Consider the following 19566-nt stretch of genomic DNA (forward strand, 5'->3'; position numbering starts at 1 on the left):
GCGCTTATTCGGCGACGACAAGGTCGATTTCATTCGCCGACAGCATCTGGCAGATATCCTCGGGCGGGTTCACATCGGTAAAGAACAGATTGATCTTGTCGGCAGGTTCCAATGTGACCGGCGCGCGTTTTCCCAGTTTTTCGCCATCGGCCACGACAATGCGAACCTGTGCGTTTTGAATGGCGACGCGGGCCAGGTTTGCTTCTTGCAAGTCGTGCAGCATAAAGCCCGGGTCCGCATTGACCGCCCCGACCGAAAGTACGGCGAAACGGACGTTCAAACGTTTGATCAGGTCCTGAGCTTCGACGCCAAATGCGCCCCCATCGTGCGACCGCAGCTCGCCACCTGCCATAAAGACCCGGTTGTTGTTTCTTGAAGCCAATGCCTGCGCCACAAAAACCGAGTTCGTCACCACAAAGAGATCCCTGTGGTTGCCAAGCGCCTGCGCCACATAAGCGGTAGTTGAACCGATATCGAGGAAAACGGAGTCCCCGTCACTGATGACCTCGGCAACCGCCTTCGCCAGCTTCTCTTTCGCGTCAACCTTCTTGTCCAGACGGCTTTGCAGCGACGGTTCCAGAATGTCTTCGAGAAGATGAACCCCGCCATGGACCTTGCGCACGATGCCGCGTTCTTCCAGATTGCGGACGTTTCGCCGAATGGTTTCAAGGCTGACCCCAAGTTCATTCGCCAGAATGCTTACCCGGCACGACCCGCCCGCGCGAAAAAGGGCGCGCAGGATTTCTTCTTCTCGTTGGTTTGTGGTCGGCAGGTTCATGTTTCGCGCTCTGATGGCATCGTCATAAGGGACGTTAAGCCATACCACAATACCCACATAAAGCAACGTAAGACAAAAGGTTGGCTGTAGAAACCTGCTTAGATCAGGAAAAAATGTGGCTTTACGTGGTTTTTATTGACACAAAACCCCACGATGTGGTCGTCTGTACTCAATACCACCGATTCATCGAAAAAAAATCACGACAGGGAGAAGGTGTTATGAACTGTAAAATGGGAATTTCCGCACTGGCCCTCATGGCCGCCGGAGCCGCAACAACTGCCTGGGCCGTTGAGTCCTCGGACCCGATCAAACTGACGCTGCATGACTGGTCGGGGCAGTTGATCAATACCAAGATCATGGGTTCGATCCTGGAAGAAGCCGGATACAACGTTGAATATGTTCAGGCGGATTACATTGCTCAGTTCGCCGGTCTGAAAACGGGTGACCTGCATCTGGCGATGGAAATCTGGGAAACCACCGGGCGCGAGGCGCTGGACGAAGCAACCGGAACCGGCAAGGTCGTCAATGTCGGCGAAACCGGCCTGATGGCGATCGAAGAATGGTGGTACCCCAGTTACATGAAGGAACGGTGCCCGGGATTGCCGAACTGGGAAGCGTTGAAAGACTGCGCCGAGGAATTCGCGACGGCGGAAACTGCTCCGAACGGGCGTTATGTCGGCGGCCCGGTGACCTGGGGCGGCTTCGATGACGAGCGTGTCGAAGCCCTTGAACTGGATTTCGAAGTCGTCCATGCGGGTACCGACGCGGCCCTGTTTGCCGAGTTGGAATCCGCGTATCAAAGACAGGATCCGATTGTCTTGTGGGTCTACGTCCCACATTGGGCGCCGGCGAAATATGAAGGCGAGTTCGTAGAATTCCCGCCATTTACACCGGAATGCTACAGTGACCCATCGGTTGGTGTGAACCCGAATATGGCCTATGATTGCGGCAAGCCGCGTGGCCCGATCTGGAAAGCCGCGTGGTCTGGCCTGCAAGAGAAATGGCCAGGCGCTTATGACATCATCGAAGCCTACAATATCAACAATGATGAAATGAGCGCCATGGTCGGCAAGGCCGATCTGGATGGCGTGGAAATCGACAGCGTTGTTGCAGAGTGGATGGAGACCAACAAAGACCGCTGGTCTGGCTGGATCTCGAAGTAATCCACTGGCCAGAGCGGACCTGTCGCTCTCTCGGACCGCTCTGGCCTTTTTCGCGAATGAACCGGACCACCCTGATGCCCCCCAAGACCAAACTGTCGTGCCGAAATATCTGGAAATTCTACGGCCCCAACGCAGATCGGTTGCTGCGGACAACCCCCGAACCTACGGCAGAAGATATTCGCAAGGCAGGTGTGATCGGCGCAGTCCGCAACGCCAATATCGAGATCTCGGAAGGTGAGATTTTCGTCATCATGGGCCTGTCGGGGTCCGGCAAATCCACTCTGGTTCGATGCTTGTCCAGGTTGATCGAACCAACCGCCGGTGAAGTTCTATTCGACGATGCTGACCTCTTGCGCGCCAGCGAGAATGAGCTGATCGAAATCAGACGTCACAAGATGGGCATGGTGTTCCAGCATTTCGCGTTGCTGCCGCATCTGACCGTTTTGCAGAATGTGATGTTTCCGCTGACGATTCAGGCCACACCCAAACCCGAAGCCGACGCCAAGGCCCGCGAGGTCGTGGAACTGGTCGGTTTGAAGGGGCGCGAGGATTATTACCCGCGTGAGCTGTCCGGCGGCCAGCAGCAGCGCGTCGGCATTGCCCGTTCCTTGGTGACCGAGCCGGACCTTTGGTTCTTGGACGAGCCGTTCTCGGCCCTCGATCCGCTGATCCGGCGCGAGATGCAGGATGAATTCCTGCGGTTGCAGGAGTGGTTGCACAAGACCATCGTTTTCATCACCCATGACTTCGAAGAGGCCGTTCGCCTGGCCGACCGCATCGCCATCATGAAGGACGGAGAAGTGATCCAGATCGCCACGCCGGAACAGCTGGTGATGCACCCGGCCACCGGTTATGTGGCTGAATTCACGAAACATATCCCCCGCTCAAAGGTCCTGACCGTCGGCGGTGTCATGACCCCCGGCGCTGTGGGCGAGGGCAATCCGATCTTTCAATCCACGCGCATCTCGGACGTGGCGGAACGGATTATCGCGGCAGATGCGCCGATCCCCGTGGTGGATGCTGATGGCCAGCCCGTCGGAGCGATTGACCGCAAGGCCGTTGCGCATGTGCTGTTCGGCGGCGGAGACACGGCATGATCCGCCTGACCCGCAGCCAGATTGCCATTTTGGTGCTTGTTCTGATCACCATCGCACTTGGCTATTTCGGGCGTGATTTGAGCAAGGCGCTGGATGCGCGCTGGTTGACCAAGTTCCCCTCGGCCTGGGTGATCCCGTTCAAAACCTACATTTCCTTGGCGATGACATGGCTGATCGAGGATGCCGCCATCGGGCCGGTGTCCTTCACCGATGTCACCCGCGCCATCGCGTGGTTGATCGAGCAGCCCTACAATCTGGTATTGGCCCTGCTGGCCGACGGCTTTGTCAGCGGTCAGGGAAATGACGCGCAGGTCATCCTGCCTGCGATCAGCTGGATCGTGGTCATCACCGCCGTTGTCGCCTTGGGTCAATACTGCCGCGACTGGGGATTGGCCGCTCTGGTCGGGGCCTGCTTCGTCTATCTTGCAGTTTTCGGACAATGGGACAGCGCCATGGTAACGCTGGCCTCGGTCCTGATCGCGGTGCCGATTGGCGCGGGCGGAGGGTTGCTGTTGGGCATTCTCGCCTATCGCCATCCGCTTTTTGAAAAGATCATCTCACCAGTACTGGACTTGATGCAGACGATCCCGATCTTTGCCTATCTGGTGCCGATCCTGTTCATGTTTGGCTTTGGCCCGATCTCTGCCTTGGTCGCGACGATCATCTATGCGACGCCACCGATGGTGCGGATCACCACGTTGGCACTGAAAGGTGTGGATCCCGAAATCCTGGATTTCGGACGCATGGCGGGCACGACCCGGCGGCAGTTGATGTGGCGCGTGCTTGTGCCCTCGGCCAGCCACAGCCTGATGGTGGGTGTCAATCAGGTGATCATGCTGACCCTGAACATGGTCATCATCGCCTCGATGATCGGGGCTGGGGGGCTGGGCTTTGACGTTCTCGCCGCACTACGCCGTCTGGACATTGGAGCAGGGTTCGAAGCCGGCATCGCCATCGTGGTACTGGCCATCGCCGTCGACCGTCTGAGCCAGGCCTTTGCCGAACGGATGGGCCAGGTGCATCATGAGGTCGCCGGCTCGTGGGTCGCGCGTCATCGCCGGACGGTTCTGGTTCTGGTTTTACTGGTGCTGACATGGGTACTGGGACAGTTCTCGCCTCTGTTGCTGGAATATCCTGAAAGCCAGACCATCACCACTGGCGCGTTCTGGGACAACACGGTCGAATACCTGAACGTCAACTATTTCGACACGTTCGAGGCGATCAAGGTTTTCTTCCTGACCTGGTTCATGATCCCGATCAAAACGGTTCTGCTGGGCATCCCGTGGCCGTGGGCCATCGCGATGCTGGCCCTGCTGGGCTGGCACGCTGGCGGTTGGCGGCTGGCGTTGCTGTGTGGTGGGATGGCCTCGCTGGTACTTGTGTCGGGCCTGTGGTCAAAGGCGATGGTGACAGTGTATCTGTGCGGTGCATCGGTCATTCTGGCAACGCTGATCGGGGTGCCTCTGGGTGTTCTGGCGGCGCTGAACAAACGCGCTGGAACGGCCATCAACCTGCTGATCGACACGCTGCAAACCCTTCCCAGCTTTGTTTATCTGATCCCTGTCGTCATGCTGTTCAGGGTCGGCGATTTCACCGCGCTGATCGCCATCGTTCTTTATGCGCTGGCCCCGGCGGTCCGCTATGCTGCCCATGGCATACGGTCGGTTAGCGAAGAGCTGATCGAGGCCGGTCTGGTTTCGGGCTGCACCCGCAGGCAATTGCTGCGCCATATCCGTCTGCCGATGGCGTTGCCTGAGATCCTGCTGGGGATCAACCAGACCATCATGCTGGCGCTGTCCATGCTGGTCATCACCGCCCTCGTCGGCACCCGCGATCTGGGGCAGGAGGTCTATATCGCCCTGACCAAGGCCGATACCGGCCGCGGTCTGGTGGCCGGTCTGTCGATTGCCTTCATCGCCATCATCGCCGATCGGTTGATCAATGCCAGTGCCCGTCAGGCCCGCATCCGCTTTGGACTGGAGAGTTGATATGAGCCATCCCGACTTGATGACCCGCATCCTCGCTCTGCCGATCTGGCAGGGAGAGATCGAGGCCACTCCGCTGACCGGTGGCATCACCAATGTGAACTACAAGGTTACGGATAGCAGCGGGTCTTATGTGGTGCGTGTGGGCGACGACATCCCCTTGCATCAGGTGATGCGGTTCAATGAGCTGGCCGCCAGCAAGGCAGCCAATGCAGCGGGTCTGTCGCCTGCCGTGCTGCATTCCTCGGGCGATCTGACGGTGCTGGAGTTCATCGAAAGCCGCACGTTGACGGAAGAAGACGTCCGGCATCCGAACATGCTGCCCCGTGTTCTGGAATTGGTGAAAGCCTGTCATGTCGAAGTGCCGAAACACCTGCGCGGGCCGTCGCTGGTATTCTGGGTGTTCCATGTCATCCGGGACTATGCCGCAACGCTGACCGGGAATAACAGCGCCCATGCAAAGCTGATCCCCGATCTGATCGACGCAAGCTCGCTGCTGGAACGTGAGGCTGGGCCGTATGACATCGTGTTCGGCCATAACGACCTGCTCTGCGGCAATTTTCTGGACGACGGCAACCGCCTTTGGCTGATCGATTTCGACTATGCCGGATTCAACTCGCCGCTTTTTGATCTGGGCGGGCTGGCGTCGAACAATGGCCTGTCGCCTGAACAGGAAGACTGGGTGCTTGAAGCCTATTTTGAGGCCCCGATAACCGACGACCTACGCCATCGATATGCGGCGATGAAATGCGCCTCGCTGCTGCGGGAAACCATGTGGAGCATGGTGTCCGAGATCACCTCGGATATCGACTTTGATTACGCAGCCTACACAGCTGAAAACCTGGCGCGGTTCCGCGCAGCCCTTACCGATTTCAAAAATACCTGAGGACAGACATGACCGACCTTCCTACAACAGCCAAAGCCGTCATTGTCGGCGGCGGGATCATCGGCTGCTCGACCGCCTATCACCTGGCCAAGCTGGGCTGGACCGACACGGTGCTGCTGGAGCGCAAGAAGCTGACCTCGGGCACCACCTTCCACGCCGCGGGTCTGGTGGGACAGTTGCGTTCGAACGCCAATATCACGCAATTGCTGGGCTATTCCGTCGATCTGTACAACAAGATCGAAGAGGAAACAGGGCTTGGTACTGGCTGGAAGATGAACGGCGGCTTGCGCCTTGCTTGCAACGAGGAGCGCTGGACAGAAGTCAAACGGCAGGCCACGACAGCGCATTCCTTTGGTCTGGACATGCAACTTCTGACCCCATCCGAGGCGCAGGAGCTGTGGCCCTTGATGGATGTTTCGGACGTGATCGGCGCGGCTTACCTGCCGACAGACGGTCAGGCCAACCCGTCAGATATCACGCAGGCATTGGCCAAGGGCGCCCGCATGGCCGGGGCGAAGATATTCGAAGATACCAAAGTCATCGATATCGAGATTGAAGATGGCAAAATTCGCGCGGTAATCACCGAACACGGTCGGATCGAGTGTGAAAAGGTGATCTGCTGCGCCGGGCAATGGTCCCGCACCTTTGCCAGCCGCTTTGGCGTCAACGTTCCTCTGGTTCCGATGGAGCACCAGTACATGGTGACAGAACCTTTCGACGTGCCCGGCAATCTGCCCACTCTGCGCGATCCCGACCGGCTGACCTACTACAAGGAAGAAGTCGGAGGTCTGGTTATGGGCGGCTATGAGCCGAACCCGATCCCCTGGGCCACCAAGGGTATTCCGCAAGGTTTCCACTATACCCTTCTCGACAGCAACTTCGATCATTTCGAACAGCTTATGGAGCTTGCGTTGGGTCGTGTGCCCGCGCTGGAGAACGCTGGCGTCAAGACGTTGACCAACGGGCCGGAAAGCTTCACGCCCGACGGCAATTTCATCATCGGCGAAGCGCCCGAGTTGAGGAATTTCTTTGTCGGTGCGGGCTTTAACGCCTTTGGCATCGCGGCTGGCGGTGGTGCGGGCATGGCGCTGGCGGAATGGGTGCACAAGGGTGAGCCGCCCTTCGATTTGTGGTCTGCCGATATCCGCCGCTTTGGCCGCCCCCATTTCGACACCGACTGGGTTCGCACCCGTACCGTTGAAGCATACGGTAAACACTACACGATGGCTTGGCCGCATGAGGAACATGACTCGGGCCGCCCCTGTCGCAAGTCGCCGCTTTATGACACGCTGAAAAAGCAGGGCGCGTGCTTTGGAGAGAAACTGGGCTGGGAACGTCCCAACTGGTACGCGGACGTGTCAAAGGGCGAGGTGGCCAAAGATGAATACAGCTTTGGCCGCCAGAACTGGTTCGATGCCGTGGGGCGCGAACACAAAGCAGCACGCGAAGCGGCGGTGTTGTTCGATCAGACGTCCTTCGCCAAATTCGCCCTCAAGGGTCCCGATGCTTTGGCAGCGATGAACTGGATCTGCGCCAATGATGTGGACAAGCCGGTTGGCGCGCTGGTCTATACCCAAATGTTGAACGACAAGGGCGGGATCGAGTGTGACCTGACCGTTGGGCGCGTGGCTCATGACGAGTTCTACATCGTCACCGGCACCGGCTATGCCACCCATGACTTCGACTGGATCGACCGCAGCATTCCCGAGGGTATGAATTGCCAGCTGTTCGATATCACTTCATCGAATGCAGTCCTGTCATTGATGGGACCAAAAGCGCGCGATGTTCTTGCGGCGGTGACGCGCGATGACGTCTCGAACAGCGGGTTCAAGTTTGGCACGATCCGTACCATCGGCATTGCGGGGTGCCCGGTCAAGGCGCTGCGTGTGACCTATGTTGGTGAATTGGGGTGGGAACTGCACCTGCCGGTGGAATATGCCCAAACGGTGTATGACGCCTTGATGGAGGCAGGGCGCCCGCATGGCTTGATAAATGCGGGATACAGGGCGATTGAATCGCTGCGCCTTGAAAAAGGCTATCGCGCCTGGGGCTCGGATATCGGGCCGGATCATACGCCGTTCGAAAGCGGCTTGGGCTGGGCCGTGAAACTTCGGAAGAATATTGATTTCAAAGGGCGTGCCGCTGCTGAGGCGCAAAAAACCGGCGGCGTAAAGAAGATGCTGGCATGTTTCACGGTCGAACCCGACGTTGTTCTTCTGGGGCGTGAAACGATCTATCGGAATGGCGAAAGGGTCGGATGGCTGACCTCGGGCGGCTATGGCTACACCGTCGGAAAGTCGATCGGCTACGGTTACATCCGAAACGCCAAGGGCGTCGACGCGGAATACGTCACGTCAGGGACATATGAATTGGATGTCGCCACTCAGAGGGTACCTTGCGAAGTAACACTGCAACCACTGTACGACCCGCAGATGAGCCGGGTGAAGATCTGACGCGAGCGAGCAAGAGATGATCAACCGACACACGCACAGCGATCGGAACACATGGGGAAAGCATACAAACACGGCAAATCCGCCCCGAATGTTCGGAAGTTCGTCGAATCTGGCTGTTTGCGACCTATAAGCCTTTGATAAAGTTCCATTATTGTCACACCTCACGCCAATCTGAAGACTGAACCTCATGACGCCTCATTCAGCCTTGAGGGCATGCAACCCTTCATCCGCCGGAAATTGGATGACTTCAGCCGAAAGGACCGGAAATGGTAACCCCAGATGCGTTGACTGAGCACGCGATGAAGATTGCCGGTATTGCCTCGGAGTCCGCGATGCGGTTTTTCCGGGGATCTTTGGGCATTGAATTCAAGCAGGATGAAAGCCCGGTGACGCAGGCCGACAAGACAGTTGAGGCAGAAGTACGCACCTACTTGAAACAGCATTTTCCCGAGCACGGCATCTTTGGCGAAGAGCACGGGCAAGAATCAGGCGACGGGCGTCATATGTGGGTGATTGATCCGATTGACGGAACCCGTTCGTTTCTGTCCGGTCATCCTTTGTTCGGGTTTCTTTTGGCGCACCTTGTGGATGGGCACCCTCGGTTGGGGCTGGTCGGAATGCCGGCCTTGCATGAGACCTATTTGGGTGTGGTTGGTGACGGCGCCAGCCTGAACGGGCGACCGATAAAAGTGTCGCAAACCACGCGTCTGGATCAATCGGTTTTGTATGTGAACGAAGGGGACAAGATTTATCGCGATCATCCTGACCTGTTCAGCCGGCTGATAAATGCAGGGCAGACGCGCCGATTTGCCTATGATTGTTACCCCCATGCCTTGCTTGCTTCGGGCCATGTCGATGCTGTGGTGGATTACGATCTGCAACCTTATGACTATCTGGCGCTCTCACCTCTGATCACGGCTGCTGGCGGCGTGATGACCGATTGGCAGGGGCACGCTTTGACCCTCGATTCAGATGGCGCGGTCGTTTCCGCCGCAACCCCTGAACTGCACGCAGAACTGCTTGACCTCATCAATGTCGAGAAATGACAGTGTTGCGCGACCTTTGGAAACTAGTTCCCGCGATCGGATTTGAATAAATACAAAAAGACAAAAAGTGATCCTATTGACGTTGTGACGATTCCGACGGGCAACTCCTGCGGAGCCAGAAGAAGGCGTGACAAGATATCAGAGAGTGTCAGCAGAATGGCGCCCACGATGGCCGAGACGATCAGCAGGTTTCGATGCAGAGTTCCGGCGATGCCGCGTGCAATATGAGGCACCATCAGCCCGACGAAGCCGATGACACCGGCAACGGATACGAAACTGGCCGTCGCCAACGCGGCCACGAAGAACATGCTGAACCGCAGGCCCTGAACGGGAATTCCCAGTGACGAGGCTGTGAAATCTCCGGTCAGCAGCGCGTCAAGCCACCGGCTGCGATAAAGGGAATAGCTCAGGATCAGGCCCAATCCGATCAGGACAAGCGGGAAGGTTTCCCATCTTGCCAGTCCCAGACCGCCAAGCATCCAGAATATCACCGAATGCGCAGCGCGATTGTCGCCAGAGAAAATCAGGTAATTGGTGATCGCGGAAAACAGAAAGGACACCGCCAGGCCAGCAAGGATCAGTTTTTCGGGTGCGCTCGTACGCAAGCCCTGAACCAGCGCCAGAACAATGCCGGATGCGATCAGACCGCCGCAAAACGCCGCCAACGGCAACGTCCAGATTCCCAATACATCACCCGTGACGGTGATCACCAGAACGGCGCCAGCAGCAGCACCAGAGGACAGACCGAACAGAAACGGATCTGCCAGATCGTTTCGCGTCGTTGTTTGCAAAACAACACCAACGACGCCCAGTCCCGCACCAATCACGGCGGCAAACAGGGCGCGGGGCAGGCGAAGGTCGAAGACGATCCGGTGCAAAGGCGACATGTCTCCGTCCACCAGACCGGTTCCAAGGCCGATGGCCGAAAAAACTTCGCGCACGGGGATTGGGGTGGTCCCGTAGACGATGGACAACAGCAAAAGGGCGGTCAGAACAACCGCCCCCAGCAAAATCAAACGGCCCAATTGGACCATATCAGTTGATCTCCGGGTGCATCGCCTTCGCCATCTTCTCGATCGCCTCGATATTTGCCGGACCGGGCGTCAGTTCCTCGTAACGCAGGCCAATCCAGCGCTCGTTCTTTACCGCGTCCGTTTGTGACATTACCGGGTGATCCTTGAGGAACTGGAAAGTGTCCTCTGCGCCGTTGCCGGCCTGATAGTCGAGCAGCACCAGAAATTCCGGGTTAGCCGCGGCGACGGCCTCCCACGACGTGCGACCCCAGCTGGTATCCAGATCATGCGTCACGTTCTCGCCACCCGCGGCTGCGATCATTGCATCGGGAATGGCGAACTTGCCGGCGGTAAACGGAGCATCTGCCGGCCCGTCCAGCAGGAACACGCGGGGCTTCGCCAGATCGGCTGTTTTTGCTTCGATGGCGGACAGTTGGTCCTTCCAGCGGGCAACCAGCGCCTCGGCCTTGTCCTCGACCTGCATGACCGTGCCCAGACGCAGAACGTCATCAAACAACAGGTTCATGCTGGCCTCGGGGCGATCCTTGTCCAGATGCACGCAGCTTTCGGACAGGATCATGGTCTTGATACCAAAGGGTTCCAGCGTGTCGGGCGTGACGTCACCGCCGGGTTTCATGCCATAGTACCAACCGGCAAAAAACAGATCGGGTTCGACGGCCACAAGGTTTTCAATGGTCGGGTATTTGGGGGCAAGCTCTGGGATATCGCCACGCTGAGCATCAAAATCAGGGCTTGTTTTGTACCAGCCGGTAATTCCGGTAAGCCCCACGATCTTGTCCTGAAGGCCGAGCGCAAAGGCCATATCCGTCATGTTCATGTCATGCACGACCAGACGTTCCGGCGCCGAGTCAAAAGCCAGCGGTTCGCCGCAATTGTCCACGGTGACGCCCTCTGCTGCCACCCCACCTGCCAAGCCAGCGAAGACGACCACTGGCCAGAGTTTCTGCATCATATGTAAGCTCCTGTTATTATGACAATTTCCGTTTTCGGATATCCAGTGCGGGGATCATGCGGCCTTCGTGCTGAAAGCACAGATAATCCACGCCGAATGTCTCACGTACCCGGTCTGGGGTCAGAACTTCGCCAACAGGCCCGAACCCTGTCAGACGCGTGGCTTTCATCAACGCCACATGGCTGGCGAATTCCGGGATCATGACCAGATCATGGACGATCATGACGACCGTTACCCCCAGATCAGCGACCAGAGACAGCATGTGCCCCTTGGCATCGGGGTCCAGATGGTTGGTTGGCTCGTCCAGAAACAGCAACGACGGATTCTGGGCCAGCGCGCGCGCGATATGTGCGCGCTGACGTTCTCCGCCCGACAGTTGACCCATCGTCTTGTTGGCAAAATGCGACAGCTCGGTCGTCGTCAGCACCCGTTCAAGATCAGCCTTGTGCTGAGCCACCGAACGTTCGCCCTGAATCGGGATTTGTCCCAGCGCAACGTAGTCTTGCAGGCGCATCCGTCCGTCGGGCATTTCCTGCTGTCCGACCACAGCAATGGAGCGGGCGCGTTGGCGGGCGGACAGGGTACGAAGGCTTTGGCCTTCTATCCAAACATCACCCAAGGCAATCCGTTCAATCCCGCACAGCAGTTTCAACAGAGTGGTCTTACCGGCGCCGTTCGGCCCGGCGATTGCCAGAATTGATCCTTCTTCCAGACGAAAGGATACATCCTGCAACAGGATATCACCATTGAGCGCGTAGTACTCCAGATCCTCGGCAACCAGAAAGCTCATGATGTCCCCCGGGTTGGCAAAGCGGGTATTCGCGACAGGGTCTTTGCGAAAAGGGCAGGAGGGCGGTCCGAAGCGCTGGTCCAGCCATCGTCGCTGTCGCCGAACTGGGTCGCGAATTCGACCAGGGCATCCAGGTCGTGTGATGTCTTAATGTCGCCGAACAGGTACTGCGCTTTGCCTGCGGCCTGAAATCCGACGGTCATGGCCCGTTCACAACCTGCCATGCAGGCCACCATTCGGGTTTCAAAACCGTCAGGCAGCTGAGCATCCAGCGCGTCTTGCGCAGCCTCGGCAGGCATCGTCCCCTGACATGTTGAACAGATCAGAACGTAGTGATCAGAATAGCAGGTCATTGCCGTCTCCGTCGTTTGCCAGATGCAGACAGAGGGCACATACCCAGATATTACGCAAACGCGCCATCAAGCCTCCTTCGGGGACGCCCCGCCCCGGGTTGGTTACCATGCGATGGCAGGTCTCCTGACTTGCGGGTCAAGGCTCGGCCCACCTTCCCAACCCATACGGGTCAGTGGTGAAGTGGCGTCGCTCTCCGCTTACAGTTGCGGGGGCAGTCACGGACTTGGCACATTCCAGCGCCGCACCGTGTTCCCATTTTCATCCCTTACGGAACCATCCCGCTCAGCTAGTCCGGCTATGCCAGACTTGTCAAGCGGCAGGCGAAAGGGTGGTGGATGGAATTGCAACAGTTGAGCCAGCGATCCTGCTGCGCCAGCCCGGACCGAACGGTGTCAATAGTCTGATACAAGAAGAAAATCCGGATCGGTATCTTCCTCGACCTTCGAAAACCGTGGGATCGGCTCTTCGAACACATTGTCCGTACGGTCGTCATTCACGGTCGATACCTCGCCAATAAGGCAATCGCCGCGCTCGGCCCAGAAAGCGTGCCAGATGCCGGGCATCAAAGTTACGCTTTGCCCCGGCTTCAGCCGCAAGTGTTCTCCGGGTTGCAAGGTTACAGGGCAGGCATCGCTTGGGACCGTCACCGGATTGTCGCGGTCGACGCCACCGTTTGGATCCGACGCATGAATTTCCAGAACGAGGTCGCCGCCGCCCCGGTTGATGATGTCTTCTGCCTTGACGATATGCCGGTGCATCGGAGAAAGCTGATTGTCTTTCGAGATCAACAGTTTTTCCGCATAGAGCATCCCGCGCCCGGATTTCAGATCCTTCGCCTCGCCATTGCGCAGAGTGAACAGAAACAGTCCAAGTTCGTCGAAACGGCCTTGTGCGTAATCGGTTATGTCCCATCCCAACCCGCGGCCGCGGATCGTTTCCGCCAGAGGGCTGCGCATTTTCTCGGGCGACCAATCCGCAAAGGGTGGCAACACGGCACCGAAGGACTGAATGAATGCTTGTGCCTGGGTCTTGATACGGTTGATTTCGGAACGTTTCATCATGCTATCCCGCAGGTCAAAGTTCGTGCGCCCAGGGGGGTTCCGCCCCGGCTCGGGAAACGGTCACGGCCGCCACGTCAGCGCCCAGTTCCATGGCTGCTTGCAGGCTTTCAGCCGTCAATCCGCGCAGACCTGATTTGGTCAGATGCCCTGCACGGCTGAGACCGGTCAGGACGCCGGCGTTGAACGTGTCACCTGCGCCGATCGTGTCGACCACTTCAACGGGCTTCACAGGAACCGAGACTTCGGAACCATCCGCCAGATAGCCGTGCGCCCCGTCGCTGCCACGCGTGACGATGACAACGGAAGGACCCGCCTGCAACAGCACAGACGCCTTCGCGGCTTCGGATTCAGCGCCCGGAATGATCCAGTCCAGGTCCTCGTCTGAAACCTTGACGATATCCGCTTGTGAGATCATGCGGTTCAAACGCGCTCTGAACCGGGTTTGATCCTTGATGAAACCCGGGCGGATATTCGGATCCAGCATCACCGCCCGGTCGGAACCGTGGCGGTCCAGAAGGGCGGCATAGGCATCTGCGCAAGGTTCACAGGCAAGGCTGATTCCGCCGAGATACAGGGCAGAGACAGCAGGAAGCTGATCGGGCATGTCTTCGGGCAGCAACATCCGGCCCGCGGTGTTTTCATCAACAAAGCTGTAAGTCGCGTGCCCTTCCGAGAGCTGCACAAAGGCAAGCGTGGTAGGACGGTCCGAGATGATCACATGTGTCGTGTCCACATGACTGGCCTTCAGCGCATCGATCAATTGCTGGCCGAACATGTCCGATGACAAACCTGTCAGCATCCCAACCGGAACACCCAGACGTCCCATCGCGACGGCTGTGTTCAGAACTGCACCACCGGTATGTGGCACAAAGCCCAGTGCACCCGACACGGTCGGTTCTGAGATCATATCTATCAGCGCTTCACCACAGCACAGGATCATGTCTTGGTCCTTCTCGGAATAGAAATTTCGGTTTGGCTGGTTACTGTCGCAGCGCGTTCTTGCAGAAGTTGTTTGCGCCGATGATCCCGAACTCTGCCTGTTCAGACACGTAAAGGTTCAGGGAACGGCGCAAATCGCTGAAGCGGCCGCCGCCGTTGAACGCATCCTTGAAGGTGTCACCGAAAAGCCAGCGGTTTTTCTCGGCAACGCCGCCCACAAGGAAAACGCCTCCCTCCGGCATCAAGGTGACTGCCAGATCACCCATCAAAGCACCCAGATGAGTGGTAAAAATCTGCGCCGTTTTTTCGGCAATGAGATCGGTGCCGCTGCGGGCATCGTTCAGAATTTCTTTCGCAGAGCGCGCCTGTGTCCGCGCATGACCGGCTGCCAATTCAACCGCCTGATACAGGACCGGCAGGCCGGTTCCGCTCAGGAACATTTCTGCTTCCAGTGCCAGGCTGTCCCCAAAGAAACAGCCCGGTGCGATACGACGCGCCGCTTCAAAGATAACAACTTCGTCGCGATGGCGCGGGTACAGACCCACATGCCCGCCTTCGCCGGAAACTGTGTGATACCTGCCTTCGGAATAAAGCAAGGCGCCAACGCCGAGCCCGGTTCCAGGGCCAACAACCAATCGTGTGCCTGCGGGCGGCGTTGCCTGACCCTGCAAGACGGCAACATCCGACCGGGTCACCTCGGCCACAGACCATGCCGCGGCGGTAAAATCATTTATGACGAAGGTGCGCTGCGCTCCTGTTGCATTTGCCAACTCTGTCTCCGAGAGATCCAGGTTCGCGTTGGTCAGCTGAATCGTTCCGTCCCTGACAGGCCCGGCTCCGGCTGCGACGACGGCCTGTGGGTTGGTTCCGATCTCGTCCCTGAGATCATGGAGCGCCTCCAGCAGGTTTTCCAATGTTCCTGTCGGGTGTTTCCGAAGATCTGCCAATTCGCCATTCGTGACGACGCCCAGACGTGTGTTCGTGCCCCCGATATCCGCGACCAGATTCCAATGCTCATGCACGGCACCGAATGGTTGCGCTAACGGCTGAGAGACGCTCTGACCCTCGGACAGGGCGGATTTCAGCGCCATGAAAGACGCTTTGGGCGTTCTCGCAAGTGTTTCGAAATCCACGTCCACCAGTCCAAACCTCTTCTCGTACCCGAAGGCCCATTCGTAATTGTCCAGCAGCGACCAGACAAAATAGCCATTCACCGGAACACCTTGTGCCAAAGCGTCCAGCACGGCCGCAAGGTGCCTGTCGAGATAATCGATGCGATCATCGTCCTGCACGCGCGCCTCACTCGCCATTCCGTTTTCGGTGATATAGATTGGCAGCGCGCCCGTATAGTCTTTCCTTGTTCGGACAAGAAAGCGGGTGAGGGCAGAGGGCTCGATTTCCCATTCCATCTGCGTTTTGGGTAACGGTCCGGGAACCTCTTGCAGGCTGGGCCAGGCGGTGTCCGCCGGGGCAATCAGTTTTCGGGTATAATAGTTCAACCCGCACCAATCGACCTGTGTACCGATGGTTTCAAAGTCGTTCTGCCAGCCTTTGGGCAGGTGCGGCTCCAACCCCTCCAAGGCTGTCTGGGGATATTCTTTGTTGAAAACCCCGCCCAGGAAAAACCGGTTGTAGATTGCATCGTAGCGATCTGCCGCAAGCCGCGCTTCCGCGCTGCCATCTGCTGGCTCGGACCATTCGAGGTTGAACACGGCACCTAGGTTGCTCATGCCAAGACCGCGCATGGCCTGAATGGCCCGCCCGTGGGCCAACAAAACGTGATGCATCGCCCGGGCCGCGGCGCGGATGTCGCGCAGACCGGGTGCATGGTGGCCTTCAAAATGGCTCAGCCAGCTGACACACCAGGGTTCGTTGATCGGTGCGGCACTGAACATCCGGTCGCCGATCCGACCCATGATGACCTGGGTATAATCCGCGAACCAATCCGCGATATCGCGGTTGCACCATCCCCCCTGATCCGCAAGCGCCGACGGCAGTTCCCAATGATAAAGCGTCACACAGGGGCGGACACCGCGTTCCAGCAGGGCGTCAGCCAGCCGATCATAATAATCCAGCCCTGCCTGATTGACCTGACCACGCCCGTCCGGCAATACACGTGCCCAACTGGTCGAAAAGCGATAACAGTCGAACCCGGCTTCGCGCACCAGATCGAAATCCTGCTCGAACCGGTTCAGGTGATCACAGGCCACGTCTCCGTTTTCCCCGCGCACCACGTTGCCCGGCGACGCCGCAAAGGTATCCCAGTGTGTCTGCCCCGCACCGCCCTGTGCGTGGCCTTCAATCTGGTACGCAGAGGTGGCGACACCAAAGAGGAAATCTTTGGGGAAATCAGCGCGTGAGTGTTTCATGGTTACAACCTGTTGGGCGCAGGGCCGGTTGACCTACCAACGACCAGCTCGGCCTCCAGCAGCCTCGTTTTGACGGGATCATTCGGAGATTTGATGCGCTGGATCAACATGTCAGCCGCCATTTCACCCGCCTGCCGGACGGACGAGCGCGTTGCGGTGAAAATCGGAACATCCTGTCCGTTCTTCAAATAGGACAGGTCGTCGTCATGGGCGATCACTGATACATCCGCACCCATCTCAAGCCCGTTTTCGGACAGAGCGCGCCGCACACCGATGGCGGATATCATCGACGAACACAGAATCGCAGTCGGAGGGGTGTCCAGGCGCAACATGTTCTGCGTTTCGTGATGGCCGTAAACCTCTGTCATTTCAGCGCTGCGCATCAGATTTGCATCGGGCGCCAGCCCGGCCTGCCCAAGCGCCTCAAGATATCCGTCGCGACGACGTTGGGCGAAGTCCATATCTTCCAGACCGTTGATCAGAGCGATACGGCGATGGCCAAGGTCAATTAGAAAGCGCGTGGCGCGCAGGAACGAACTTTTGTTGTTCACGTCGATCCAGTCATACTGAGCGTCGACGCCGGTCGAGCGTCCGTGCACGATGAATGGGACGCCCATGCGGGTCAGGACTTCGATACGCGGTTCGTTCACTTTGGGGCCTTGCAGCACAACCCCGTCCACCGCGCCGCGCTGAAAAAGACTCCGATACGCTTCCTCAATCGAGGTGTCGTCGGCGTTGGTGAACATCATGTCATAGCCATGTTCGGCATATTTTTTTGCGGCACCGGCGACGAAATCCCCGAAGATCGGGTTGACCATTTCATGTTGGGGCGAGCTTGGAATGACGTGGCCGATCACCATCGATCGTCCGGTCGCAAGCCCTTTGGCGCGACTGTTCGGCCGGTACCCGTGTTTGTGCGCCGCGGCTTGGACGCGCGCACGTGTGTCCTCGCTCACTTCGGGGTACCCGTTCAGCGCCCGGCTGACCGTAGTTTGCGAAAGGCCCAGAACTTCCGAGAGCTGCTTCAGGTTCATTTTACGATTCAAAGCGCCTTCAATTGAGTGGCTCTTTCTTGTTTTGTGAGCAAATGCAGCATCCGTCAACTTGTTTTGCGTGGAAAGCAGAAAATATAAATAATTCTGGCTCTGGAAAGCAAAACATTGACAGGGTGCCAATGTTAGCGGATAACACGGGCTATCCAAAGCGCTTTGAAAGCGAGTCTTTGAATACATGAAAGCTTGGGAGGAGGATTTGATGAAACACGGGCTTTACGCAGGCGCGGCGGCACTCGCCCTGATGGCCGGATCAGTTCAGGCAGAGGGTGAGATGATCCATGCCGTCGGCGAGGGCAGTTTTGACTGGGATGGGTTTCAGGCCTTTGCCGAAGCAAATGATCTGTCCGGCGAAAGCCTGACCATTTTCGGCCCCTGGCTGGCCGGCGAGGGCAAGTCTTTCGAGAACCTCGTGGCCTATTTCGACGAAGCAACAGGTGCGAATTCCAGCTATGTGGGCTCGGACTCTCTGGAACAGCAAATCCTTATTGATGCAGCCGCAGGTTCCGCTCCGAACCTGACTGTTTTCCCGCAGCCCGGTCTGGCGGCAAACCTCGCCAAGCAGGGGTATCTGACACCTTTGGCCGAAGGTACTGCGGACTGGATCAGGGAGAACTTCGCTGCCGGTCAGTCCTGGGTGGATCTGGGAACGTTTGAGAACGCGGAAGGGTCTGACGATTTTTACGGGTTCTTCTTCAATGTGAACGTCAAATCTCTGGTTTGGTACGTGCCCGAAAACTTCGAAGACTTTGGGTATGAAGTGCCCGAAACCATGGAAGAGTTCAAAGCTCTGATGGATCAGATGGTCGAAGACGGTGAGACGCCCTTGTGCGTTGGTCTGGCCTCGGGTGGCGCAACGGGTTGGCCCGCAACGGATTGGGTCGAGGATCTTATGCTGCGCACGCAACCGCCAGAAGTCTATGACCAATGGGTTTCCAACGAGATCAAGTTCGATGATCCCCGCGTCATAGCCGCGATTGAGGAATATGGCAGCTTTACCCGCAATGACGACTATGTGGTGGGTGATGCAGACGACACGGCGGCAATTGATTTCCGTGACAGCCCCAAAGGTCTTTTCGATAGCCCGCCGGCCTGCATGATGCATCGTCAGGCTTCGTTTATTCCCGCCTATTTTCCGGAGGGCACGGAATTGGGGGTGGATGCGGACTTCTTCTATTTCCCGGCTTACGCCGAAAAAGACCTGGGTACACCGGTGCTTGGGGCCGGGACATTGTTCACGATCACCAACCCAAATCCCGCGGCCGAAGCCTTTCTTGAGTTCCTCAAGACACCTTTCGCTCATGAGATCATGATGTCGCAGGATGGTTTTCTGACGCCCCACCTTGGTGCAAACCCGGATAACTACTCGAATGATTCACAGCGCGGACAGGGCGAAATTCTGACCAACGCTACGACCTTCCGCTTTGACGGGTCCGACCTGATGCCGGGTGCGGTTGGGGCAGGTACTTTCTGGACCGGGATGGTCGACTACTCTTCGGGTGCAAAAGATGCAGCCACCGTGGCCAGTGAAATCCAGGCATCCTGGGACGCAGCCAAGTGACCAACTTATGGGGCGGTCCCAGGGCCGCCCCACTTGCCAAACGGAT

The 19566-nt window shown here is 57.8% G+C and carries 16 protein-coding genes, 1 pseudogene and 1 riboswitch; of the genes and pseudogenes, 7 read left to right on the forward strand and 10 right to left on the reverse strand.

From position 1 onward, the window contains the following. Positions 1-4 precede the first annotated feature (4 nt). Entirely contained in the window at positions 5-778 is a 774-nt protein-coding gene (locus tag AC2FF8_RS10855; protein ID WP_170345317.1) for a DeoR/GlpR family DNA-binding transcription regulator, read from the reverse strand. Positions 779-996: 218 nt separating this feature from the next. Between AC2FF8_RS10855 and AC2FF8_RS10860 the strand changes: the two genes are divergently transcribed. The 6 genes from AC2FF8_RS10860 (at position 997) to AC2FF8_RS10885 (ending at position 9408) form a co-directional block, all read left to right on the forward strand. Next, positions 997-1941 (forward strand): ABC transporter substrate-binding protein, encoded by a 945-nt coding sequence (locus AC2FF8_RS10860; RefSeq protein ID WP_496872376.1) that lies wholly within the window; start codon positions 997-999, stop codon positions 1939-1941. Positions 1942-2015: 74 nt separating this feature from the next. Then, positions 2016-3038, forward strand: coding sequence for a quaternary amine ABC transporter ATP-binding protein (locus AC2FF8_RS10865; RefSeq protein WP_496879682.1), 1023 nt, complete (start codon positions 2016-2018; stop codon positions 3036-3038). Further along, positions 3035-5026: an ABC transporter permease gene (locus AC2FF8_RS10870; protein ID WP_496879683.1), complete on the forward strand. Its 1992-nt coding sequence runs from the start codon at positions 3035-3037 to the stop codon at positions 5024-5026. Before AC2FF8_RS10865 ends, AC2FF8_RS10870 begins: the two co-directional genes overlap by 4 nt. Position 5027: 1 nt before the next feature. Further along, positions 5028-5909, forward strand: coding sequence for a phosphotransferase (locus tag AC2FF8_RS10875; protein WP_496879684.1), 882 nt, complete (start codon positions 5028-5030; stop codon positions 5907-5909). 8 nt (positions 5910-5917) lie between these two features. Next, complete coding sequence (locus AC2FF8_RS10880; protein ID WP_496879685.1) at positions 5918-8362, forward strand: GcvT family protein; 2445 nt, start codon at positions 5918-5920, stop codon at positions 8360-8362. A 266-nt stretch (positions 8363-8628) separates the two neighbouring features. Continuing rightward, positions 8629-9408, forward strand: coding sequence for an inositol monophosphatase family protein (locus AC2FF8_RS10885; protein ID WP_496879686.1), 780 nt, complete (start codon positions 8629-8631; stop codon positions 9406-9408). 23 nt (positions 9409-9431) lie between these two features. Here AC2FF8_RS10885 and AC2FF8_RS10890 read toward each other — a convergent pair whose 3' ends face one another. The 9 genes and pseudogenes from AC2FF8_RS10890 to AC2FF8_RS10930 form a co-directional block, all read right to left on the reverse strand. Then, positions 9432-10442, reverse strand: a complete 1011-nt coding sequence (locus AC2FF8_RS10890) for a FecCD family ABC transporter permease (RefSeq protein WP_170345323.1) — start codon at positions 10440-10442, stop codon at positions 9432-9434. Between the two features lies 1 nt (position 10443). Next, complete coding sequence (locus AC2FF8_RS10895) at positions 10444-11394, reverse strand: ABC transporter substrate-binding protein (protein ID WP_496879687.1); 951 nt, start codon at positions 11392-11394, stop codon at positions 10444-10446. Between the two features lie 16 nt (positions 11395-11410). Next, on the reverse strand, positions 11411-12184 hold the full coding sequence (locus AC2FF8_RS10900; RefSeq protein WP_170345324.1) for an ABC transporter ATP-binding protein: 774 nt from the start codon (positions 12182-12184) through the stop codon (positions 11411-11413). Further along, positions 12181-12537: a DUF1636 family protein gene (locus AC2FF8_RS10905; RefSeq protein ID WP_480684931.1), complete on the reverse strand. Its 357-nt coding sequence runs from the start codon at positions 12535-12537 to the stop codon at positions 12181-12183. The genes AC2FF8_RS10900 and AC2FF8_RS10905 overlap by 4 nt, the downstream gene beginning before the upstream one ends. Before the next feature lie 97 nt (positions 12538-12634). Beyond that, a riboswitch (cobalamin riboswitch) is annotated at positions 12635-12831 on the reverse strand. Between the two features lie 99 nt (positions 12832-12930). After that, complete coding sequence (locus AC2FF8_RS10910) at positions 12931-13596, reverse strand: D-lyxose/D-mannose family sugar isomerase (RefSeq protein ID WP_170345326.1); 666 nt, start codon at positions 13594-13596, stop codon at positions 12931-12933. A 16-nt stretch (positions 13597-13612) separates the two neighbouring features. After that, positions 13613-14539, reverse strand: coding sequence for a carbohydrate kinase family protein (locus AC2FF8_RS10915; RefSeq protein ID WP_171638777.1), 927 nt, complete (start codon positions 14537-14539; stop codon positions 13613-13615). Positions 14540-14579: 40 nt separating this feature from the next. Continuing rightward, positions 14580-15629, reverse strand: coding sequence for a glucokinase (locus AC2FF8_RS10920; protein WP_496879788.1), 1050 nt, complete (start codon positions 15627-15629; stop codon positions 14580-14582). After that, a pseudogene (locus AC2FF8_RS10925) lies at positions 15606-16907 on the reverse strand (GH1 family beta-glucosidase); the annotation flags it as partial. The gene AC2FF8_RS10920 and the pseudogene AC2FF8_RS10925, both read right to left, overlap by 24 nt. A 2-nt stretch (positions 16908-16909) precedes the next feature. Then, positions 16910-17941 carry a LacI family DNA-binding transcriptional regulator gene (locus tag AC2FF8_RS10930; RefSeq protein ID WP_496879688.1) on the reverse strand — a complete coding sequence of 344 codons (1032 nt, stop codon included), beginning with the start codon at positions 17939-17941 and terminating at the stop codon, positions 16910-16912. Between the two features lie 220 nt (positions 17942-18161). On the opposite strand from AC2FF8_RS10930, the gene AC2FF8_RS10935 reads away from it, so the two are divergent. Next, positions 18162-19520 (forward strand): ABC transporter substrate-binding protein, encoded by a 1359-nt coding sequence (locus AC2FF8_RS10935; RefSeq protein ID WP_496879689.1) that lies wholly within the window; start codon positions 18162-18164, stop codon positions 19518-19520. Positions 19521-19566 lie beyond the last annotated feature (46 nt).

The organism is Ruegeria sp. YTSA144, from assembly GCF_059610125.1.